20 protein-coding genes are annotated in these 21228 nt (G+C 49.3%); 12 read left to right on the plus strand and 8 right to left on the minus strand.

Going from position 1 to position 21228, the window contains the following annotated elements; genetic code table 11:
* Positions 1-70: 70 nt before the first annotated feature.
* A complete protein-coding gene (locus AC0L4K_RS08690; protein WP_417224450.1) occupies positions 71-367 on the plus strand; it encodes a hypothetical protein in 297 nt (98 codons plus the stop codon).
* Positions 368-410: 43 nt separating this feature from the next.
* Here AC0L4K_RS08690 and AC0L4K_RS08695 read toward each other — a convergent pair whose 3' ends face one another.
* Together AC0L4K_RS08695 and lexA are read right to left on the minus strand one after the other, a co-directional pair.
* A complete protein-coding gene (locus tag AC0L4K_RS08695; RefSeq protein WP_417224452.1) occupies positions 411-866 on the minus strand; it encodes a cell division inhibitor SulA in 456 nt (151 codons plus the stop codon).
* Positions 867-868: 2 nt separating this feature from the next.
* Positions 869-1474 (minus strand): transcriptional repressor LexA, encoded by a 606-nt coding sequence (gene lexA / locus AC0L4K_RS08700; protein ID WP_473268962.1) that lies wholly within the window; start codon positions 1472-1474, stop codon positions 869-871.
* Between the two features lie 129 nt (positions 1475-1603).
* On the opposite strand from lexA, the gene dinG reads away from it, so the two are divergent.
* From dinG to sixA, 6 genes are all read left to right on the plus strand, one after another.
* On the plus strand, positions 1604-3724 hold the full coding sequence (gene dinG, locus AC0L4K_RS08705) for an ATP-dependent DNA helicase DinG (protein ID WP_417224453.1): 2121 nt from the start codon (positions 1604-1606) through the stop codon (positions 3722-3724).
* A 23-nt stretch (positions 3725-3747) separates the two neighbouring features.
* Entirely contained in the window at positions 3748-5154 is a 1407-nt protein-coding gene (gene rhlB, locus AC0L4K_RS08710) for an ATP-dependent RNA helicase RhlB (RefSeq protein ID WP_473268963.1), read from the plus strand.
* Positions 5155-5172: 18 nt separating this feature from the next.
* A complete protein-coding gene (locus AC0L4K_RS08715) occupies positions 5173-6615 on the plus strand; it encodes a protein adenylyltransferase SelO (protein ID WP_473268964.1) in 1443 nt (480 codons plus the stop codon).
* A gap of 73 nt (positions 6616-6688) precedes the next feature.
* Complete coding sequence (locus tag AC0L4K_RS08720) at positions 6689-6916, plus strand: hypothetical protein (protein WP_417224457.1); 228 nt, start codon at positions 6689-6691, stop codon at positions 6914-6916.
* A gap of 86 nt (positions 6917-7002) precedes the next feature.
* Complete coding sequence (locus AC0L4K_RS08725) at positions 7003-8034, plus strand: NAD(P)H-dependent glycerol-3-phosphate dehydrogenase (protein WP_417224459.1); 1032 nt, start codon at positions 7003-7005, stop codon at positions 8032-8034.
* Positions 8034-8486, plus strand: coding sequence for a phosphohistidine phosphatase SixA (gene sixA, locus AC0L4K_RS08730; protein WP_473268965.1), 453 nt, complete (start codon positions 8034-8036; stop codon positions 8484-8486). The genes AC0L4K_RS08725 and sixA overlap by 1 nt, the downstream gene beginning before the upstream one ends.
* On the opposite strand, the gene AC0L4K_RS08735 is transcribed toward sixA, so the two are convergent.
* Positions 8428-10305 (minus strand): PglL family O-oligosaccharyltransferase, encoded by a 1878-nt coding sequence (locus AC0L4K_RS08735; RefSeq protein WP_473268966.1) that lies wholly within the window; start codon positions 10303-10305, stop codon positions 8428-8430. The genes sixA and AC0L4K_RS08735 overlap by 59 nt on opposite strands.
* Before the next feature lie 159 nt (positions 10306-10464).
* On the opposite strand from AC0L4K_RS08735, the gene AC0L4K_RS08740 reads away from it, so the two are divergent.
* The 4 genes from AC0L4K_RS08740 to AC0L4K_RS08755 all read left to right on the plus strand — a co-directional run bounded on the left by AC0L4K_RS08740 (position 10465) and on the right by AC0L4K_RS08755 (position 14236).
* Complete coding sequence (locus AC0L4K_RS08740) at positions 10465-11319, plus strand: alpha/beta fold hydrolase (RefSeq protein ID WP_473268967.1); 855 nt, start codon at positions 10465-10467, stop codon at positions 11317-11319.
* A 55-nt stretch (positions 11320-11374) separates the two neighbouring features.
* Positions 11375-12217 carry a DUF4892 domain-containing protein gene (locus AC0L4K_RS08745; protein WP_473268968.1) on the plus strand — a complete coding sequence of 281 codons (843 nt, stop codon included), beginning with the start codon at positions 11375-11377 and terminating at the stop codon, positions 12215-12217.
* Between the two features lie 80 nt (positions 12218-12297).
* Positions 12298-13200 carry a patatin-like phospholipase family protein gene (locus AC0L4K_RS08750; protein ID WP_473268969.1) on the plus strand — a complete coding sequence of 301 codons (903 nt, stop codon included), beginning with the start codon at positions 12298-12300 and terminating at the stop codon, positions 13198-13200.
* 133 nt (positions 13201-13333) lie between these two features.
* The gene (locus tag AC0L4K_RS08755; RefSeq protein ID WP_473268970.1) at positions 13334-14236 is read left to right on the plus strand and encodes a DMT family transporter; all 903 of its coding nucleotides are present in this window, start codon (positions 13334-13336) and stop codon (positions 14234-14236) included.
* Between the two features lie 191 nt (positions 14237-14427).
* Here the strand turns inward: AC0L4K_RS08755 and AC0L4K_RS08760 are convergent, their stop codons facing one another.
* From AC0L4K_RS08760 to AC0L4K_RS08770, 3 genes are all read right to left on the minus strand, one after another.
* The gene (locus tag AC0L4K_RS08760) at positions 14428-16044 is read right to left on the minus strand and encodes a cation:proton antiporter domain-containing protein (RefSeq protein WP_473268971.1); all 1617 of its coding nucleotides are present in this window, start codon (positions 16042-16044) and stop codon (positions 14428-14430) included.
* 254 nt (positions 16045-16298) lie between these two features.
* Positions 16299-17024, minus strand: coding sequence for a UDP-2,3-diacylglucosamine diphosphatase (locus AC0L4K_RS08765; protein ID WP_473268972.1), 726 nt, complete (start codon positions 17022-17024; stop codon positions 16299-16301).
* A complete protein-coding gene (locus AC0L4K_RS08770) occupies positions 17024-17533 on the minus strand; it encodes a peptidylprolyl isomerase (protein ID WP_417224476.1) in 510 nt (169 codons plus the stop codon). Before AC0L4K_RS08770 ends, AC0L4K_RS08765 begins: the two co-directional genes overlap by 1 nt.
* A gap of 218 nt (positions 17534-17751) precedes the next feature.
* On the opposite strand from AC0L4K_RS08770, the gene AC0L4K_RS08775 reads away from it, so the two are divergent.
* Positions 17752-19434, plus strand: coding sequence for a glutamine--tRNA ligase/YqeY domain fusion protein (locus tag AC0L4K_RS08775; protein ID WP_473268973.1), 1683 nt, complete (start codon positions 17752-17754; stop codon positions 19432-19434).
* Between the two features lie 73 nt (positions 19435-19507).
* Here the strand turns inward: AC0L4K_RS08775 and AC0L4K_RS08780 are convergent, their stop codons facing one another.
* Positions 19508-20038: a hemerythrin domain-containing protein gene (locus AC0L4K_RS08780; protein ID WP_473268974.1), complete on the minus strand. Its 531-nt coding sequence runs from the start codon at positions 20036-20038 to the stop codon at positions 19508-19510.
* A gap of 216 nt (positions 20039-20254) precedes the next feature.
* Positions 20255-20857 (minus strand): non-heme ferritin, encoded by a 603-nt coding sequence (ftnA, locus tag AC0L4K_RS08785; RefSeq protein ID WP_473268975.1) that lies wholly within the window; start codon positions 20855-20857, stop codon positions 20255-20257.
* Between the last annotated feature and the right edge of the window lie 371 nt (positions 20858-21228).

Raw genomic sequence — 21228 nt, forward strand, 5'->3', positions numbered from 1 at the left:
CCGAGGCTTCTAAGCGTAGTGCTTCACACCGGTGGTTTCGTTCACGTATTTGAGCCGAGTTGAGAAAAATATGTCTAATATGTTTTTGGAAATAATTGAGTTGGATGATGGTCAGATTGCGCTGCGTCGTGCTGATTCCAATGATGAGCCTATTATGCGGATCAGCTTCTCGGACGATGTCAGAGAGCAGCTTGATGAAGAGTGCATTGATGTCGCTAAGGTGATGCTAACAGCGGGTATCCATATGATTTCTGATATGAGCGTCAAGGCATCGGCGAATGGGGATGACGCAGGACTTGGGTTGGAGAATGATCCCGACGCTGAGTTTGACGTGGATTCGCCGGATCAGCCAAGGATTATCCATTAAAAAAACAGCGCCGAGGCGCTGTTTTTTTTGCTGTATATTTGGCTTAAGCGAGTCGGCGATCACGGATCACGATACCATGGCTTTTACCGTTAACCGCCGCAGCTTCGAGGCCGCTGAGTTCTTCATTGCTGAGTACGCCGGGCCAGCTGATAACCGCATGGCAAGTGCCAGCTTTGAGAGCTTGGCAGGCCAATTGATAGGTTGAGTGGCCTTGATCAGGTTGCAGCAGCATCACCTTCTTGAGGTCGATGCCGGCAGCTTCAAGTAAGCTCTTCGGTAGAGATGCCGGCGGTGCTATCCAAGCAAACCAACGATCATCTTTACTGAGTTGTGCTAAGAGTGGCAGTAGCATGGTCATTTGCCCAAAATCACTGCCTTGCAAAACAATTTCCGTTACCTTGCCGGCCAGTTCCGGGTGGTTTGATGGTACGGCGACCGGACGAATAAAACCGGGCAGTACGGAATCTGAGCTGTTGAGACTGCTAACTGCGTGCAACATGATTACTGTCCTCTTCTGATAACCCCAACACCGAGACCTTCAATGGAAAGTTCCTGCTTCTGCAGATCGACCACAATGGGTTCGAACTCTTCATTCTCAGCGATTAGGTAGACAAGATTACCTTTTCGTTTAAAGCGTTTGACGGTGACATCATTATCTATTCGGGCAACCACAATTTCGCCGTCTTTAGCCGCCTGACACTGGTGCACTGCCAGTAAGTCGCCATCCATAATGCCGACGTTCTTCATGCTGGTGCCACGCACCCGAAGTAGGTAGTCGGCTGGCGGGTGGAAAAAGTCTGAGGCGATAGTAATGCGCTCTTCGACGTTTTCCTGTGCCAGAATCGGCTCACCCGCCGCGACTTGACCGACAACCGGCAAACCAGGGTCTTCGTCATCAAATCCAGGGATTCGAATGCCGCGGGAGGTGCCGGGGATCATCTCAATGGCTCCTTTACGGGCCAATGCTTTGAGGTGCTCTTCGGCGGCGTTAGCTGATTTAAACCCCAGCGCTTTAGCGATATCTGCCCGAGTAGGCGGATAGCCGGTGGTGCTGATGCAGTGTTTAATGCATTCAAGTACATCTGTTTGGCGTTGTGTCAGTTTCATGATGAACTCTGTGTTTTTATCCAGTAGCTGTAACTATATACAGTATTCTGGCTTTGTAAACATTTTTCTGTCTATTTATCCAGTATTATTGCTAGAATGTCCGTCGTTACGGTGTATTAGGGCAGTCAGGTGCTTTCAGAAGAGATAAAAAAAGAGATACAGGGGGCGTATAGACGCTTTCTTGAGAGCCGTCAGCTTAAGCCGCGTATGGGGCAAAAGCAGATGATTGCAGAGGTTGCGAAAGTGCTTGGCGCCATTATGGAGGATGACAAATCCCACCGCTTGGGTGAAAAGCATGTGAGCGTCATTGAGGCGGGCACCGGTACCGGTAAAACCATTGGCTATTTATTGGCGGTTCTGCCGATCGCTAAAGCAAAGGGTAAAAAGGTAGTGCTTTCCACCGCGACGGTGGCTTTGCAAGAACAGCTGCTTAATAAGGATCTTCCTGAGGTGGCGGAACATGCGGGATTGTCTGTCACCTATGGCTTGGCCAAGGGGCGCGGCCGCTATTTCTGTATCAGTAAGGCGGAGCAGCATCTCGATGCCCACGGGGCATCCGGTCAGCAGGCGCTGTATGAAGATGAGCAAGCGCTACGTATCGATGGTGAAACCGCCGAGTTCTATAAGAGCCTATTAAATGAGTTTGCCTCAGGTCGCTGGGATGGTGATCGCGATAACCTGAGTCAGGATATCAGTGAACAGGATTGGTATCCGCTCACCAGTGATCATCTGCAGTGTACCAATCGTCGTTGCAGTAATTTTTCCGCCTGTAGCTTTTTCAAAGCCCGTAAAGACCTTGATCAGGTCGAGTGTGTGATCGCCAACCATGATATCGTGCTGGCCGATTTAGCGTTAGGCGGTGGTGCTATCCTGCCGGATCCGTCTGAGACCATTTATATCTTCGATGAAGGTCACCATTTATCTGATAAGGCCAGCGGTCACTTCTCCTTTAACTTGCGGCTTAAGTCCACCGAACGTTGGTTATCCGGCACGATTAAACAGCTGGATAAAATGCTCGATCAAAGCGGGAATCCGCAATTAATGCGTGATTACATTGAGCACCAGCGTAAGCCGATGGAAGATTTGCAGGTGGTGTTGAATAACTGGGCCGAACTGATCCGGCCGATCTTATTGAGTGATGCCTTTACCCGACCTAAAGAACGCTACCGTTACCCGAGTGGCGTGGTGCCTGATGAGGTTAAGCAGTTTGGTTTACAGGTAGAGCACCTAGCGGCTCGGATGGGCACTAAGATGGAGATGATCCTAGATCTCCTGAAAGAGTCGTTGGATGGCGATGGCAGTATTGACCGTCAGGCCGCCGAAATGTGGTATCCCCGGGTTGGCATGATGGTGTCGAGAATGCAAAACATCACTGGCCTAGGGCGTTCGATGGGGCATGTGGACGCTGAGAATAGTACGCCAACGGCACGTTGGATCAGCTTGGTGGAAACCGCCCAAGGGTATGACTTTGAATGCAGTACTGCCCCCGTGTCGGCGGCGCAGATGTTACATATGAATCTGTGGCAGCACTGTTATGCAGCGGTGGTGACTTCGGCGACATTAACGGCGTTGGGGCGTTTTGATCGGGTTTTAGCTGATCTAGGCTTACCCGCCGATACCCCCTGTTTTAGCTTAGCCAGCCCTTTCGATCATTATAATGCAGCGGAACTCTATGTCCCGCCGATGAAAGTTGAAGCGAATGACCCTGAATTACATACCCAAGCGGTTACCGATTATCTTAATAATCATTTAAAAACTGATACCGGTACACTGGTATTGTTCAGCTCATGGCGGCAAATGAGATCAGTGCTTGCCAGTCTCGACGAAAAGCTCAACAATAGGGTGCTGTCGCAGGGCGATTTCAGTAAAAATGAGATTCTGAAACGTCATAAGGCCGAAATTGATGAGGGGCGAGGGAGTGTTATCTTCGGTCTCGCTTCTTTTACTGAGGGAGTTGATCTTCCCGGTGACTATTTGACGGAAGTTATTATCACCAAGATCCCCTTTAGTGTGCCGGATGATCCGGTGGATGCCACTATGGCTGAATGGATACAGCAGCAAGGTGGAAACCCTTTTATGGAATGGTCAGTGCCGATGGCATCGGTGCGCTTAACTCAGGCTGCTGGACGGCTGCTGCGAACTGAGCAGGATAGAGGACGCATCGTATTGCTGGATCGACGTGTTGTGACTAAACGTTACGGTCGACAATTACTCGACTCATTGCCGCCATTTCGACGAAATATTAGCTAACCGTTCGCTTAAGCGGATAAGGTATGACTTTGTTAAAGAAAATATTTAAGCCATCAGACGCGACGCCGTCTGCCAGTATAGAAACGTCGGAGACGACACCCGTACTACCCGCAACCGTGCCCAATGAGAGTCAAACAGGTAATGCCGCGCGTAATACATCCAGTAGTGGCGATCATAAGCGACAGCAAACCCGTGAGAGCAAAACCTCAGGCCCGTCTCAGACTAAAAGCTGGCGCCGTGAGGATTTTGCCGTAGCGCCGGTGGAAGGGAAGCAGCGTTTCCATGATTTCGATCTGCCTGATGATGTGATGCACGCGATTGCGGACTTAAATTTTGAATATTGTTCTGATATTCAGGCGGCAACGCTGATCGAATCACTTGAAGGTCGGGATATTATTGGTAAGGCCCAGACCGGTACCGGTAAAACAGCGGCCTTTCTGATCAGTATTATTACCGATTTGCTGGATTACCCGCTGGAATATAAAGCGGCTAAAGGGGTGCCCCGGGCGCTCATTATTGCACCGACCCGCGAACTCGCATTACAGATTGCATCGGATGCAGAAGAGATGGGTAAGTATGCCGATATCGGTGTGGTCGCCTTGGTGGGCGGGATGGATTACGACCGTCAGCGTAAACAGCTGGCGGCGCGTCCAGTCGATATTCTAGTAGCGACGCCGGGCCGTTTGATCGATTTCGTACGTTCATCTGATGTCGACCTCGGTGATGTGGAAGTGATGGTGCTTGATGAAGCCGATCGAATGCTGAGTATGGGCTTTATTCCCGATGTACGTACTATTATTCGCCATACCCCGCGTAAAGGTGATCGTCAAACCTTGCTTTACAGTGCCACCTTTACCGATGATGTGATGAGTCTCGCCCGTCAATGGACGGTGGATGCTAAGGTGATCGAGATCGCCCCAGAGCAAAAGAGTACCGATTCGGTGGAGCAGTTGGTGTATCTCGTTTCACGTCAGGATAAATACCGCTTGCTGCGTAACTTTATGCAGCTGAATCAGTTGGAGCGGGTTATCGTGTTTGGTAATCGTCGTGACGAAACGCGTCGGCTAGCTGAGCGGTTACAGAAAGATGGCTTAAAAGCTGCCTTGATGTCCGGTGAGATCACCCAGCAAAAGCGGGTTAAAACACTGGATGATTTCCGTAGTGGCAGAATCAATATTCTGGTCGCCACCGACGTGGCGGGCCGAGGGATTCATGTCGACGGTGTTAGTCATGTGATCAACTACGCACTGCCGGAAGATGCGGATGATTATGTTCACCGTATTGGCCGTACTGGTCGCGCAGGTTCTACCGGCACTTCTATCAGTTTTGCGACTGAGGATGATGCCTTCCTATTACCTGAGATCGAAGAGGTAGCGGGAGTGAAAATGAAGTGTGTCTATCCGGACCCCAATCTGCTTGAAGCGGTTTAACCTTGACGGCGGTAGGTGATGATGAAATGGGCTGGCTTGGATCAATTGCAACTAGAAAACCGCTTTCGGCAGTTGCCTGCACCGTTCTATCAGTCGGTGACGCCACAGCCGCTTAAAAATCCTCACTTGGTTGCTTTCAGTACTGAGGCTGCCGCGTTGATCGGGCTAGATCCCTGCCAAGCGTCAGCGCAGCAATTGAGTGAGTATTTTAGCGGTCAGCGGCTACTCAGCGGCAGTGATCCTCTGGCATCGGTTTATTCCGGGCATCAGTTCGGTGGTTACACGCCACAGCTGGGAGATGGTCGTGCAGTGTTACTCGGCGATATTGCCGGTAGTGACGGTCAGCGGTGGGAGTTGCAGCTTAAAGGTAGCGGTAAGACGCCTTACTCACGCCATGGTGATGGCCGTGCAGCGCTGCGTTCGGTGATTAGAGAATACCTCGCCAGTGAAGCTTTGGCAGCCCTCGATGTACCCACCACCCGAGCGCTTTGTATTATCGGTAGTGAAACCCAGATCTATCGCGAATCAATCGAGTTTGGTGCTTCAATGGTGCGAATGAGCCCCAGCCATATACGCTTTGGACATTTTGAATATTATTACTACAGTCGCCAGCCAGAACAGTTAAAGCAGTTGGCTGACTTTGTGATTGAGCATCATTACCCCCATGCAGCAGAACAAGCAAACCCTTATTTAGCCATGTACACCGAGGTGGTTGAGCGTACGGCACAGTTGTTGGCGCGTTGGCAGGCACTAGGCTTTTGCCATGGAGTGATGAACACCGATAATATGTCGATTATCGGTGTGACGCTCGATTATGGTCCCTTTGGTTTTCTTGATGATTACCAACCCGATTATATTTGCAACCGCTCGGATGAACGCGGTCGCTATGCATATCAGCAACAACCCTCAATCGCGATGTGGAACTGTGTCTGTTTGGCACAAAGCTTGAGTGGCTTGGTTAAACAGGCCGACCTTGAAGCGGCGTTACAACGTTTTCAGCCGATTTATGCCATAGCTTATACCGAACGGATGAAGCTGCGGTTAGGTATGCTGGGCAAAACAACTCAGGATGGCGACCTGATTAGCCGCTTTTTACAGCTACTGGAACAACAAAAAGCGGATTATAATGACGCTTTTATTGCTCTCGAGCAGGCGCTTGATGGCGAAATCGAACCGTTAACCACGTTATTGGCTGGGGCTGCGGATTTCACCCCTTGGTTCGGTGACTATGTTGACCGTCTCGAGGGTAATGCTACGGTGATAATGGCACAACACAATCCTCGGGTTATACTGCGTAACTATCTGGCGCAGCAGGTGATTGAACGGGCTGAGCTTGGTGACTTTACGGATCTTGCTCGGCTTTATGGGGCGTTAAAGACCCCCTTCGATGCACCCTTGAGTCAATACAATCAAGCAACCCCGCAGTGGGGTAAAAATATTTCGCTTAGCTGCTCATCCTGATGGGTGAGTCTGGCCGTGCTTGGCCCGCAGCAGAAGAGCGATAAAGATGACTATCAGGAATAAAGAGGACCCTATGGATAAACATAAAACTGGCCTGATTAGTCAGGTGTTGTCGATTGTTGTGAGCTTGTTCTTTGTGTTTATTGCGGTCAGTGGTTATCAACGTACCGGCGATATCTCATTGGCGATGCTGTTTGGCCTGTTGGCGGTAGTGGGCTACTTTATGGTTAAATTTTTATTTCTTGGGGTGAATAAACTATTAGATTCGTTGGATGATAAGCACAATCAGCGATCTGAATAATAACGCCCTGCTAGGTTCTGCTTAAAGAACGGTTTCTTTAAGCATATTTTTTATACAACGCTTTGAATACATGTAAGGAATCTCTGATGACGGACAGGGTAAAAGTTTCAGTACTTGGCGGCGGTAGCTTCGGTACTGTGATAGCAAACCTGATTGGCAGTAAAGGGGTGGATGTAAGCCTGTGGATGCGCGATGCCGGGCGAGCGGAAGAGATCAATCGCAACCATGAAAACAGTCGATATTTGCCCGGTTGCTCGATATCTGAACAGGTAACGGCGACGGCGGATCTGGCGCAAGCGTTGAGCGGCGCCAAAATTGTATTTGTCTCAATCCCGAGCCAATCGTTTCGTGAGGTTATCCGCCAAGCCAAACCATTTATGACAGTGGATCAGATCATCGTCAGTACGACTAAGGGCATTGAAGCGAAAACCTTTAGCTTGATGAGTCAGATTCTAGCTGCGGAGTTACCCGATAACCCTATTGGGGTGATCAGCGGACCTAACCTCGCGAAAGAGATTGCCCAGAAGCAACTCACCGCGACGGTGATTGCCAGTGATAGTGAAGAGGTTCGCACAGCGGTACAGGATATTCTGCATTGTGCCTTTTTCCGTATCTATGCCAGTACCGATATGTACGGCGTTGAACTCGGTGGCACACTGAAAAATATCTACGCTATCGCCTCAGGACTCAGCGCTGCGTTGGGCATGGGTGAAAATACCAAAAGTATGCTGATGACGCGAAGTCTGGCTGAGATGAGCCGTTTTGCCGTACAACTGGGGGCGAATCCGATGACCTTTCTGGGGTTGGCCGGTGTTGGCGATCTGATCGTTACCTGCTCATCGCCTCTGAGTCGTAATTACCGGGTTGGCTATGCGCTAGGTGAGGGCAAAACGTTGGATGAGGCGGTTGCCTCACTTGGTGAAGTTGCCGAGGGTGTTAACACGCTGCGTTACGTCAAAGAGAAGGCCGATCAATTGGAGATCTATATGCCGTTGGTTTGCGGTCTTTATGAGGTCGTTTTTAATGGCGCGCCAGTCTCTCAGGTCGCTAAAATGATGATGCTCAATACCCAAAGCAGCGATGTGGAGTTTGTCCTACCACGGGACAATGATTGTTAATGCGATTACTGTTATTGCGCCACGGTGAGGCGGGCTATGACGCCCCGAGTGATGTCCAGCGGCATTTGACGGAGCAGGGGCGGCTGCGAGTGCAACAGATGCTTAAACAGCATTCAGGCAGTCTTGCCGGACTGGAGCGGATTGTCCATAGTCCCTACCTACGTACCTGTCAAACCGCTCAGTTGGTGCAAGACCAGCAACCGGCGGTGTGTGAATCTTTGGCGCTATTAACACCTGAATCATCACCTCAGCAACTAGTGGACTGGCTGGCTCTGCAAGCCGATAGCACATTGATGCTGGTGACCCATCAACCCTTGATAGGTCAGTTGGTTTCGCTGCTGTGTGACGGCAACCTATTACGCCCGGAACCCATGTTACCGGGTGCGCTGGCCGTTATTGAGCTGGCGTTTCCTGCCGCAGGGCTGGGGCAACTGCAGATGATGGTGCGCTAGCCACGCTGGGGCTTACGACGGCTTCAGTCGTTGCTGTCGTGGTAACGGCGGTCTTCGCCACTGGTTTTATTTCCGACATCCCCGCCGCAGCGTCTTTAATTAAGCGGGCACTTTCAAGCAGTGATGGTATCTTTGGATAGCGGGCCAGACCCGCATCAATGATATTGATCGCATTGTCTTTATCGCCGGTGGCCAGATAGGCGCGGGATAGATCAATATACAGCTGAGGAATCGGCGTGTACTCAATATAGGGCACTGCCCAGGCGATAAACTGCGGTGCAAATCGCCCTTGGTGTGCATTGAGTTCACGTAACAGCAGGGTGCGCATAAGGTAGAGCTCGGCTGAATCCCTGAAGAACGGATTGCTAAGTGCTGGTTGGAGTAGTGCGGGTTCTGTCATCCGCCCTTTGAGGAAACGGATCACACTGCTATTCGCCTGTATGGTTTGTAACATTACCCCGGTCACAATCACCGCCAGACTGATGGCCGCAACCCCGGTAGTGATCTCTGCCGAACGGCTTAATGTGAGCGGCTTAGTACGGCGGCTGTGGTGGAGTATGACAAAACTCAGGAATAGCAGTAAAAACCACGGGATATTGCTGATATAGAAGGGCAGCTCCACCTGAGTATGTAAACCAATCGGTAGCAGCAACGCCGTATAACTTAAGCCACGACGCCAGCCGCATTGGCAGGCAGCATACAGAATAGCTAGCACAGAAATCAATATACCAGCGATGGCAATCAGGCCACCCTCGACCAACCAGAACATTAGCTCGTTATGGGGATGACTGAGACGCTGTGGAGGCAGGTTGGCGTCTGGGAAGCGATTTAAGTAATCAACTTTTTGGTCATGCCAAACTTTTTGGAAGCTACCGATCCCGTAACCACTCAGTGGCTGTTGGCGGAACAGTTCGAGAGATATGTTATAGATATTGATACGGCTATTAGAACCGTTTTGTGCCACGCCGGCTTCATTGAGTGAGGTGAGGTCGCCGAGCTTGCCAGAACTGCGTTCAATCCCTTGGCTGCCCATCAATAGGGCGGCAATGATCGTGAGTATGACGGCGAGGGTTAGTGATTTGCGTTTGAGCCATTGACGACCGTTGCACAGGATCAGTATGACCACGCCGGCGGTTGCGCCAATCAGTCCGACCCTTGAGCCGGAATAGGCGACGATAAAGCAGCTAAGAAAAATGCTTGCCAGTAGGGTCAGCGTAAATAGCGGGCGCGGGCTCAAACTGACTGGGCGACTCAGCAGGTAAAGGCCGATCATCAATACCGTCGCCTGAAACGAGGCATGAATATTGATCTGCTGGAAAATACTGTAGGGGATCTGTTTGCTCGGAGTGATATAGGTTGTGAGAATATTCGGCCAGATAATCTGGGAGATACCATAAAGGCCGTGAACAATACCCGCCAGCAGCACTACGATTAATGCTCGTTGTACATCCCGCGGGGTAAAGCGAAACTGAAATAGGGCAATGAGAAACAAAAAGCCGCCAAAAATATAGAGTTGTCGAAACAGCCACTCGGTCGGCAGAAAGTTATCGACGATAAAACCGAGTATGATCATGCTGATGGGCAGGGCAGCCATCGCTAGCCAGTATTTTGGATAACTAAATGTTTTAGTTTTTAGCATCAGCAGCATAGCGCCAGCGATGACCAGAATAGCGGCTATCCAGAGGCTAATGTTGTGTGAAATTGACATCCCTTCACCGCCAAGGTTCGGTTGAAAGAAAAGGGTGGCCGGAAGAAAGAGTAAACCGAGCAGCCATAAACCCGTCTGTTGTGGTTTAATTTTTGATAGAAGGTTATTCATCAAGGGCCTCGGTGATCGGGTAATATATAGGATTAGTTTATACTGGGCTTGAAACTATCTGTTTTAAAAGAAAAAACAGTGAAGATACTACCCCATTTTTGTATTCTGATACATGCTAGCTAAGCATCAACAGTGATGATTTTCAGGGTTAATGGATCAATGACGCATACAGATATAACACATGAGTTACAGTTTGACGTTAACGGCCACCGGATTGCGGCCAAGAGCTGGGGGTCTGAGGACGGCATTCCGGTGTTGGCATTGCATGGCTGGCTTGATAACGCGGCTACCTTTAACCGTTTAGCACCTCATTTGCAAGGTGTGCGCTTAATCGCCCTCGATTTGATGGGGCATGGATTTTCCGATCATCGGCCTGCATCGATGCCCTATTATATTTGGGATAATGTGCAGGATGTTCTTGGCGTCGCGGATCAGCTCGGTTTACCGACGTTTTCTCTACTGGGTCACTCAATGGGCGCCAGCATTGCCACGTTAGTGGCCGGCGGTTTTCCCGAACGGGTGTCAAAGATGGTGCTGATCGAAGGCATTGGCCCTTTAGTCACGCAGGCGGAGCACACGGCGGAACAATTAGCCGCGGCGATCAAGAAGCGGGTGAGAATGCAGACGCGCTTGGCGAAAGGCTATCGTGATGCGGATATTGCGATCACCGCGCGTATGAACGGTCGTTGGCCGGTTGATATACAGGCAGCTAAATGGTTGGTTGAGAGAGGGCTCGAAGAACGTGAAGATGGCTTTTATTGGCGCAGTGATCCTAATCTGATGCTGCCCTCGATTATGCGCATGACTGAAGCGCAGGTGGAGAGTTTTCTGACCCGAGTGACGGCCGATACCCTGCTGATTTTGGCGGAGAATGGTATACCTCAAAGCGAACGGCGTATCTCATTGTTGCAACAGTGCACCACAAAACGATTAAAAGGCGGCCATCATTTACATCTAGAAGCGCAGGCGGTTGGGCAAATTGCTACACTGATCAATGAGTTTAAGTTTGCTTAACCTTATTCGACACAGATTATTCATGACCGTACGCTAATAAGCATAAGGAATATTAATGAGGATTCGAACACTTTTACCGCTAGGGTTACTGCTGTTAAGTTTTACCGTACAGGCGCAGAGTGATGTCGCGGGTAGTCGGGATCCACTGCAGCTTCCCCGCTTTCCTTTGAGCTGGATTGTTAGCTTTGATGAACAGCAGATTCCCGAGTACGAACTGGCCACCGGACCGATGCGAAAACTTGAGGGGGTCATTGCGCCGGAACAGAGTAAGGTGATTAAAGGTGATCTGACCCGTATTACCTATCGAGTGTCCGACATACATACACCGGAACAGGTGTTTCGTTATTATCTTGAGTTGCTAGGATCACTAAAGGCAAACATTCTATTCCAATGCAGTAGCCGTCAATGTGGTAGCAGTAATCAGTGGGCCAATAACTATTTCGAGGTTGCTGAGTTATATGGTATCGATCGAACTCAGTTTTTTGTGTCAGCCAGCCTGGGTAATTTGCAGTTAGCCCTTTACACGGTGCAGCGGGGTAACCGTAGAAGTTATGTTCAGCTCGATCTTATTCAACCTTTGCAGCAATCGGCGGATACCTTGGCCACCGATATCAAACAGCGAGGTTTTAGCTGGCTGAATGAGCCGGACAGTACAGAGCCGTTGCTAGATTATATGATGCAAAATCCGACCCAGCAGGTATTGATCGGTAGCTATAACAAAGCAACGGGAGTCTCCCTCGAAGAACAGCTACAGCAAAGCACACGGGCGGCCCAAGCCTTTATTGCTATGCTGACCGGGGCGGGTATTGATCCGGCACGTATAGCAACGGTCCCTGTGGGGCCTGCACTACCGGTTGATGCACCGTTAGTGTCGGGTTTATGGGTCCAGCTGCGCTAATCTGGTTTACTCAGCAGATATCGAGACTCTAAATGTATCGGCCTGGATAGGCCGGTACGGGGAAATCAAGGAGCTGATCTATGAAAACCACGGTATCGCTGGTACTCGGTAGCGGAGGTGCTCGCGGTTATAGCCACATAGGTGTGATTGATGAGCTAAATCGACGTGGCTATGACGTCGTTTGTGTTGCTGGCAGCTCTATGGGGGCGCTAGTAGGCGGAGTCTATGCCGCCGGGCGGTTGGAGGAGTATCGCGATTGGGTGACCAGTCTTAGGCGCATCGATGTGTTCAAGTTGATGGATCTAACCCTGCGAGGTGAAGGCACCATTCGTGGAGAGCGGTTACTGATTAAACTGCGTGAGATCATCGGTAACCCGTTAATTGAAGAGTTACCCATTAGTTACACCGCCGTGGCAACCGATTTAACCCATCAAAAAGAGGTGTGGTTTCAGAAAGGCTTAATGCTCAATGCCATTAGGGCCTCTATTGCCGTGCCTGGCTTTTTTACCCCAGTCATTGAAGAGGAAAGGGTGCTGGTGGATGGTGGGGTGTTAAATCCGATTCCGATCATACCCACCGTGGCAGCTCATGCTGATCTGATTATTGCCGTCGATCTAAATGCGGACCAGCAGCGTAATCATGTGCAGCTGCCCGATACACGCTATCTGGAACGTTCTGGCTTTAGTGATGAATGGCAGCATGATACCTCAGCAGAGAGTGCGTTGGTTCAGGGCAAACCTGCGCTAAAAGACAATCCCGTGCATAAAGCGACTGGCCGTATCGATGTATTGCTTAATTCAGTTGAAGTGATGCAGGCCTCATTGGGTAAGTATAAAGTGGCGGGCTACCCACCGGATCTGTTGATCGGCATACCCAAAGAGGCCTGTCGTTTCTATGACTTTCATCGAGCCAAAGAGATGATTGAGTTAGGCCGTACGATCGCGCAGAAAAGCTTGCAACAGATGGAAAAATCGATGCGTTGACGTTCATCTCTCATAGCCAATTAAGCAGGCTTTTTCATAAAGAGTTTATGCGTAACGGGGTTGGCCGTTATGTGTTTAAACTTTTTCTGCTTTTACTTCGCGAAACTCTATATTTTTAATTATTGAGGTTTATATGCCATTGTCGCCTGCAGCCCGAGCGGATCTGCTGCTGTTACTCGTCACCCTGATTGCTGCTGCAGGGTGGATCTTTTCAAAAGAGGCGCTACTAGAGATGCCTCCTTTACTCTTTATTGGGGTTCGTTTTCTGTTAGCCGGGCTAATTCTGTTGATTCCCGGTTACCGCGGCTGTTTAAAATTACTGCAACAGCGTCAGATCGTACCGGTGTTGGGGCTTGGCGTATTGATGACCGGCGCGCTGTTATGTTGGATTATGGGGTTGTATCAGGGCCATCATCTTGGTGAGGGGGCATTTATAACCAGCATGGGCGTGGTGTTAGTGCCGGTGATGGCTTGGCTGGTTTATAGAGAACGAGCGCAGCTGAGTACCTGGCTATCGTTACCGGTTGCTATTGCCGGGTTAGGCCTATTATCGCTTGAAGGGGGTATCTCCTTGGCCGCAGGACAGTTTTGGTTTTTGGGGGCGGCGCTGCTGTTTTCGGTGCATTTCGTGTTGGTGTCGAGAATGGCGCTAGTGGTGCCCAGCTTGATTCTGACCGCTATTCAGTTATTGATCGTAGGCGTCGGTGGGATTGCCGTGTCCGCTTGGCTTGAAGTGTGGCCCGATAGCTTGAGTCCTACGACTATCAGTTGGTTGTTGGCCAGTGCATTGATTGCCACGAGCTTACGTTTTGCTTTGCAAACCTATGCTCAAAGCTTGGCCTCGGCGAGTCATGTAGCGCTGATCATGACCCTCGAGCCGGTGTGGGCGGCGTTATTGGGTGCAATCATCTATGCTGAGGTGATGAGTCCGTTACAGCTCGGTGGCTGCAGTTTGATTTTTATGGCGATGTTGGTGAGCCGATGGCGTTGGCTGAAACCGCTGTTTCGGGTGTCTTTGTTGAGTGCTCGCCGTTAATGGGGTTGAGCGGATTCACGATTTAGGCGAGGAGGGTTAGGCGTTATGCCACGGGGTTTTAGCGTAGTGACCTAGAAATGGTTCAAGCTAAAACCCTCAGTAATGGCGTTATTAGCAAGGTAATATTGGTTGCTCCCGGCGGACGTCGATGTCATTTCACTGCGCCGGGGAGCAATGCGTTTGTGGTCGGATCAATCATCCTCTTCTTCATTGGCATGATAGTGCTTAGGCGCTGACTGGGTGCTTTGCGAGATCAGCTGTAGACTGTCTTCAGCAAAGCCGGAACCGGCTTCTTTATAGAAGTTAAAGACCTTATCGATACCAGATGCGATCAGCGCTTCTCGATCGTCTTCAAAGCGAGCAATGGCGGCGATTTGCCCGGTATAGCCCGCATTGATCAGCTGTACCGTGACATTGCGGCTATCTTCAACCAACGGCAGCGCCAATAGAACCAGCTTAATATCCGAGGTGTCAAAGTTTTCCCAGAAATCGGCATCTTCACCGTCCCCGAAACACACATTTAAACCTTTCTGTTGCAACTGTGAGGCGCGAAATCGATCTGAGTCGAGTCCTGCAACCTGCTCATCTAAAACCGTGCGGAGCGCTTTAAACGCGCTTTTACCCACCCGGCCCATACCAATCACTAGCACCGTTGCTTGAGGCGGCTGCTGTACAATATCGGCCGCTAATCGCTGTGGACTCTCATAGCGTTTGAGGTTGTCCTTATAGCGGATATAGATGCGGTGGGCTGCAGGATAAACCACACTGGTTAAAACAAAGGATAGCGATACCGCCAGTGCGAGAATCACCAACCATTCGCGGGTTAGCCAGCCGGCCTGTACGCTCAGTGCCGCCACAATAAGACCAAATTCACTGAAGTTACTCAACGCTAGCGAGGCAAGATAGGCGGTGCGGCTGCGTAATTTAAGGCGGGTGAAGAGGACAAAAAATAGAAAGAATTTAATGCTGATCAACAGCGCAATGACCGTGGCGGTCGCTAGCATCGACCAGGTGGGGAGTGCGGTAAAGCCAATCGAGAGGAAAAAACCGATTAAAAAGAGATCTTTAAAGCTAAGCAGCGACTTGGTTAGCTCCGAGGCTTTATGGTGCTGGCTTAGCAGCAGACCAAATACCAGTGCCCCTAGGTCGCCCTTGACGCCCACCAGGTTGAACAGTTCATAGCCTCCTAAGGCGAAGAAAAAGCCTGTGAGTGGCAGCATCTCTCCGTGTCCGGCTTTGTCTAGCAACTTAAACAGTAGCGGTCTGGCGAACACGAGAGCCAGTAGTAGTGGTGCCCAAACAGAGGGGAGCTTACCGGTTGCGGCTACCAAAAATAGCACCGCGACGATGTCTTGCATAACCAGTACGCCAATCGCGAGCTGTCCGTGGCGGGTTTTCATCTCGCCATTTTCTTCTAAGAGTTTTACGACACAGACCGTACTGCTAAAGCTGAGAGCAAAACCGATTAGCGCGGCCGTTTTAAAGTCGATCTCGCTGTAATAGGGCATCGCCACTGAGGCCATCAAGAGTACAAAAGAGCCGAACAGGACAACCCATAACAGCATATGGCTAAGCGTACTGGCCCAGACTTCACGGCGTAAGAGGTCGCCAAGGTGTAGTTTTAAACCGATCGTAAAGAGCATTAGCGTGATACCTAAGTCCGCCAATGTATCGAGGCTATCGGTAGGCTGTACGCCTAAAAAGTGAAGTAGAAAACCGGCTAGGAGAAAGCCGATGAGAGGCGGCATGCCAATCATTTTCAGTGATAAACCACAGAGGTATGCAACCAGAATCCAGATAAAGTCCATAATATAAGTAGCTGTTATTTCAGTAGTTTATGGTTTGTTAGTGCGGTGGTGATAAGCGCTTGATTAGGCTGAGTTTCTCAATGTTGATTGAGTCTCTACGATCCTTGTTTATGCCAAGCGAGCAATCATTAACGCGATTTTAGATGTTTATCGCTTTGTTCAACAGATCTGTCGAGACTAGTTTATTTCACATCAACGATCTTGATTGCGGACATATCACGGTTGATTTTTTATTGTGCTTACAACCCCGCTTTTTAAACACCGAGGTTAAGGTCGAATTCGATGAGCTGTTCGCCTTGATCGGTAGCGTCTAGATACCATCCGGATTTATCCCAATCTCCCAATACGATTCTGCGTCTAGCACCAGCCAAAAAGTGAACAGCCGGGCGATGGGTATGACCGTGAATCAATAGGTTGCAGTTGGCATCGACCATGGCTTGATCAACCGCTTGTGGGTTCACGTCCATGATTTCAGTGCGCTTATCGGCGGTCTGTGTTTCGCTGGCCATGCGCAGCTGTTTTGCCAGAGCAAGTCGCTCTGGAACCGGTTGAGCTAAGACGGCTGCTTGCCACTCAGGGCTTCTGAGTTGTTGTCGAAGCTTTTGATAATCGAGATCATCGGTACACAATTGATCACCATGCATCAGCAGCGCAGGGCCTGAGGCGAGGGAGATAACCACCGCATCGGGTAAGCGTTGGACACCGGTCAGTTGGGTAAAGCGTTCACCGATCAAAAAGTCACGATTGCCGTGTTGAAAGAATATCTGGCAACCGCTCTGCGAGCGTGTTTTTAAGGCCTCAATAACAGGCTGTAGGTCATCGGGGATAAAATCATCGCCAATCCAGGCTTCAAACAGGTCGCCGAGTATATAGAGTTGATCACACTCGGTGGCCGTGCTGGATAGAAAATGCAGCAACGCCCGGGTAAGGTCCGGGCGTCCACTATGGAGATGTAGATCGGAAATAAACAGAATACGCATTATTCAGCGGTATCTGCATCCACGACTTCAGCCGATGTGATGATCACATCTTCAGCAGGCACGTCTTGATGGCCGCCACGGAAGGTGGTGGAGACGGATTTGATTTTATCAACCACGTCCATACCTTCAGCCACTTTACCGAATACCGCGTAACCCCAACCTTCAGTGGTTTTAGCCGTATGATCGAGGAAGGTGTTGTCGCTGACATTGATAAAGAACTGGGCTGATGCGCTATGAGGATCCATGGTGCGAGCCATGGCCAAAGTGCCGCGTTTGTTTTGCAGGCCATTATCGGCTTCGTTTTCAATACTTCCGTTGGTCTCTTTGCTCGCCATGCCGGGTTCAAAACCGCCACCTTGAATCATAAAGCCATCGATAACCCGGTGGAAAATAACGCCATCATAGAAACCATCTTTAACATAGTTTTCGAAGTTTTCTGCTGACTTCGGCGCTTTGTCGTAATCAAGTTCAATAGTGATGTCGCCGAAGTTGGTGTGCAGTACGATCATGCTTGCGATCCCTTTGTGTAAGCTAGATAGCTTGTTTATCTAGTAAGTTCGTCTGATAAATTATCGTCTGAAAAAATACGATGTAATCGGTTGGCCCGATTATACTAAAGAATTAAGCTGATAACTAACTGATTAATTTCGGCTAACTTATGGTTGTCTGTAAACCAACTGTTTATAATGTCCGCCTATTTGATTTCAACGGAAGTTAAGACCCCTCTATGAGCAATAACGACGCCAGTAATGCAGTTGTACAGCCAACCAACTTTATTCATCAGATTATCGAGCAGGATCAGCAGCAGGGGCTAGCTAAGGTGGTGACACGCTTTCCACCTGAACCTAATGGCTATCTGCATATCGGTCATGCGAAATCAATCTGCGTGAACTTTGGTACCGCCGAAAAATATAACGGTGAGTGTAATCTGCGTTTTGATGATACGAATCCAGGTAAAGAAGATCAGGAATTCGTCGACGCAATAATGGATGATGTTCGCTGGCTCGGTTTCAACTGGGCTGGTGAGGTACGTTATGCTTCGAACTACTTCGATACCTTTTATGCGTGGGCACAACACCTTATCCGTGAAGGTAAAGCCTATGTCTGCGACCTGAGTCCAGAAGAGGCCAGCGAGTATCGTGGTTGGGCCACGGAACCGGGCAAAAATAGTCCGTTTCGTGAGCGCTCAGCAGATGAAAACCTCGACCTGCTTGAACGTATGAAGCAGGGTGAGTTTGATGAAGGTAGTCGCGTGCTGCGGGCTAAAATTGATATGGCGTCGCCGAATATGAATCTACGTGACCCGATTCTGTATCGGATTCGCAAGGCGGCTCACCATCAAACCGGCAGCAAATGGTGCATCTACCCTAGCTATGACTTTGCACACGGTCAAGAGGATGCTATTGAAGGGGTTACACACTCTATTTGTACGTTGGAGTTTGCCGATCACCGTCCACTGTATGAATGGTTTATCGAGAATCTACCGGTTCCAAGCAAACCACGTCAGTACGAGTTTGGCCGCTTAAATATTAATTACACCGTCACCAGTAAGCGTAAACTGAAACAGTTGGTTGATGAAGGCCATGTTAATGGTTGGGACGATCCACGTATGCCAACCATTCAAGGTATGAGGCGACGGGGCTATTCATCACAGGCGGTGCGTAATTTCTGCGATAGTCTAGCGGTTGCTAAAACCGATGGTACGGTCGACATGGCTCAGTTTGAGTTCTTTATTCGTGAAGATATGAACGATAACGCCGCCCGCGCGATGTGTGTGATGAACCCGCTAAAACTGATTATCACCAACTTCCCAGAAGGTGAGATTGAAATGCTGAGTGCACCGGTCCATCCACAGAAGGAGATGGGTACCCGAGTATTGCCCTTTACCCGTGAGCTGTATATGGATCGAGGGGATTTCAGTGAAGATTCGACCCTTTCGCGTAAAAAATTCCGGTTGCTCGTGCCCGGTGATTACATGCGCCTGCGCAGTGCGTATGTGATCAAAGCTGAAGAAGTGGTGAAAGATGCTGCCGGTGAAATTACCGAAGTGCATGCGTCTCTGGTGCCAGGGACTGTCGGTGAGAACCCACCGGAAGGTATGAAGCCTCGGGGTGTTATGCACTGGGTTTCAGCCACTGAAGGCAAGCAAGCGACCGTGCGGATCTATGATCGTCTGTTTAATGTGGAATCACCGGATAAGGGTGAGGGCGATTTTCTTGCCAATATCAATCCGAACTCCTTTAGCGAAATCCAAAACTGTTGGGTTGAGCCGGGCTTAGTAGAGGCAGCACCGGAAACGGCGTTCCAGTTTGAACGAGAAGGTTATTTTGCTGCAGATCGTTACGATCACTCAGTTGAACATCCTGTGTTCAATAAGACCATCGGTCTTAGGGATACTTGGAAGAAGTAATTCTCGCGTTATTAGTAGAAAACGGTCACTTTGAGTGGCCGTTTTTTTTGCTATGACTGCGGCTGCTTAAGACTTAGATATAGCAAGCGGTCTGGTTGATGTTATGGCGCGTGTGCAGGCTTAGGCCTAAGGATTCTAAGTCCGTGTTTTTAAGAATGTCTGCAGCCAAAGGCAAAAACTGAGATTCTTCATACTTAGCATGTAGTAGGTAGTGATCTGCCATTCCCATCGCCGCTTCTTTGTCTAACTGGGCAAACTTACCTTTGGCTAGCTTTTTAATCGCGCCTTCAATTTTTTTCCACTCTTTTTCGAGGGTACGATGCTCTTCGGTCAAGCGTTTAATCATCCGTGAAGCAGCATTCAGCTCATCGCCAGAACTGGCGCAATCCATGACGATATTGAACAGTTCTTGTTCCTCTTCATGATGGTGGTTGAGTACCACCTCATGGTAGAAATCAACCAAGCGTTTCGCACTGGCTTGAATCTCCGGTGAAACAGGTTCTGAAATATCTGTTTTACTGAGATGGCGCAAATTTTCAAAGTTGTGAATAATACTGATATGGCATTGAGAAAAGTCATCGGTTGGGACAGCGGTCGTGGTCATGTTTTTCACCCTATTTGCAGGCTGGGATCTCTCCCAAAGCTAGCAGATAACTGTAAATAAGAAAGCGGGCCTTGAATGGCACATCTTTCATTTTGATCACTGGATTGTATGCTTAGCGTTACAAATAAATAATGACAATGGTCAATTATGTATCATATATAGCGTTTTTAGATTCTCAATCCTCGATAAGCTCAAGATAACAAAAAGCCCCGCGAGCTAAGCTGCGAGGCATCTGGACTGTACGGTTTTACCCAGCCTCAGTTTTAACCGAGACATTGAGTGGGTTAGGGGATTTACGCTTCTGTTGGTAATGATATCGCTGCTATTACCGCTGGCGAGCTGACCGATCTCTTTGTCGATAAAGAATAAACCTTTACCATCGTCGCCAATAATCTCGATCTTATCGAGAATGCCTTTAAACAGCTTCTCTTCTTCGTGTTGTTCTGCCACATACCACTGTAAAAAATTGAAGGTGGAGTAGTCTTGATTGGTAAATGCGGTATGAGCAAGGCCATTGATCTCTCGGGTGATCAGGCATTCATGTTCATAGACTTTCTCGAAAAGGTCTTTAATCGAATCAAACTCTTCGATGGGCGCCTTGATCGAGCCGATCCGGGCCATCGCCCCGGTTTCGTTAACATAGGTAAACAGGCGTTTCATATGCTGCATCTCTTCATCGGCATGTTGAGATAGAAACGCAGCACAGCCTTCATAACCCTTTGATTCTGCCCAAGAGCTCATTTGTAAATACATATTGGACGAGAAAAATTCAAGATTGATCTGATGGTTGAGTTTTTCCAGCATTGAGCTGTTTAGCATGTTGACTCCATACAGGTTTAAAAATAGAAAATCAGGGCTTATGACAACAGAATAGCAGCAACGGTGTATTGATGTAGCACAGTTGTTTGTATTGTTTTGCTGTCGAGACTTGTTACTCAGATGGCGACGGGTTTACACAGCCACTTCTTTCCTTCAGATGAGCGGGCGCACTTGCTACAGACATACTGACTATTACGGGTAATGGCGGCTATCTCATCAAGGTGTTTCGAAATGAGTTCGCTTTTCAGTTTACAAAGGCTTTTAGCTTTAAGGGAGTTAGCCATCCGCAGAGACCCGCATCAATGTTGTGTAAAGCAACTTTATACAATATCTATCTGCGGTTGTAAATGATAATGATTATCAACCCTGCT

Source organism: Amphritea sp. GJ51-11 (genome assembly GCF_055808735.1).

What these genes read in the sequence shown, in the direction of transcription:
- AC0L4K_RS08690 (WP_417224450.1), top strand. Translation starts at nt 71, where the DNA reads ATGTCTAATATGTTTTTGGAAATAATTGAGTTGGATGATGGTCAGATT.
- AC0L4K_RS08695 (WP_417224452.1), bottom strand. Translation starts at nt 866, where the DNA reads ATGTTGCACGCAGTTAGCAGTCTCAACAGCTCAGATTCCGTACTGCCC.
- lexA (WP_473268962.1), bottom strand. Translation starts at nt 1,474, where the DNA reads ATGAAACTGACACAACGCCAAACAGATGTACTTGAATGCATTAAACAC.
- rhlB (WP_473268963.1), top strand. Translation starts at nt 3,748, where the DNA reads ATGACTTTGTTAAAGAAAATATTTAAGCCATCAGACGCGACGCCGTCT.
- AC0L4K_RS08715 (WP_473268964.1), top strand. Translation starts at nt 5,173, where the DNA reads ATGATGAAATGGGCTGGCTTGGATCAATTGCAACTAGAAAACCGCTTT.
- AC0L4K_RS08720 (WP_417224457.1), top strand. Translation starts at nt 6,689, where the DNA reads ATGGATAAACATAAAACTGGCCTGATTAGTCAGGTGTTGTCGATTGTT.
- AC0L4K_RS08725 (WP_417224459.1), top strand. Translation starts at nt 7,003, where the DNA reads ATGACGGACAGGGTAAAAGTTTCAGTACTTGGCGGCGGTAGCTTCGGT.
- sixA (WP_473268965.1), top strand. Translation starts at nt 8,034, where the DNA reads ATGCGATTACTGTTATTGCGCCACGGTGAGGCGGGCTATGACGCCCCG.
- AC0L4K_RS08735 (WP_473268966.1), bottom strand. Translation starts at nt 10,305, where the DNA reads ATGAATAACCTTCTATCAAAAATTAAACCACAACAGACGGGTTTATGG.
- AC0L4K_RS08740 (WP_473268967.1), top strand. Translation starts at nt 10,465, where the DNA reads ATGACGCATACAGATATAACACATGAGTTACAGTTTGACGTTAACGGC.
- AC0L4K_RS08745 (WP_473268968.1), top strand. Translation starts at nt 11,375, where the DNA reads ATGAGGATTCGAACACTTTTACCGCTAGGGTTACTGCTGTTAAGTTTT.
- AC0L4K_RS08750 (WP_473268969.1), top strand. Translation starts at nt 12,298, where the DNA reads ATGAAAACCACGGTATCGCTGGTACTCGGTAGCGGAGGTGCTCGCGGT.
- AC0L4K_RS08755 (WP_473268970.1), top strand. Translation starts at nt 13,334, where the DNA reads ATGCCATTGTCGCCTGCAGCCCGAGCGGATCTGCTGCTGTTACTCGTC.
- AC0L4K_RS08760 (WP_473268971.1), bottom strand. Translation starts at nt 16,044, where the DNA reads ATGGACTTTATCTGGATTCTGGTTGCATACCTCTGTGGTTTATCACTG.
- AC0L4K_RS08765 (WP_473268972.1), bottom strand. Translation starts at nt 17,024, where the DNA reads ATGCGTATTCTGTTTATTTCCGATCTACATCTCCATAGTGGACGCCCG.
- AC0L4K_RS08770 (WP_417224476.1), bottom strand. Translation starts at nt 17,533, where the DNA reads ATGATCGTACTGCACACCAACTTCGGCGACATCACTATTGAACTTGAT.
- AC0L4K_RS08775 (WP_473268973.1), top strand. Translation starts at nt 17,752, where the DNA reads ATGAGCAATAACGACGCCAGTAATGCAGTTGTACAGCCAACCAACTTT.
- AC0L4K_RS08780 (WP_473268974.1), bottom strand. Translation starts at nt 20,038, where the DNA reads ATGACCACGACCGCTGTCCCAACCGATGACTTTTCTCAATGCCATATC.
- ftnA (WP_473268975.1), bottom strand. Translation starts at nt 20,857, where the DNA reads ATGCTAAACAGCTCAATGCTGGAAAAACTCAACCATCAGATCAATCTT.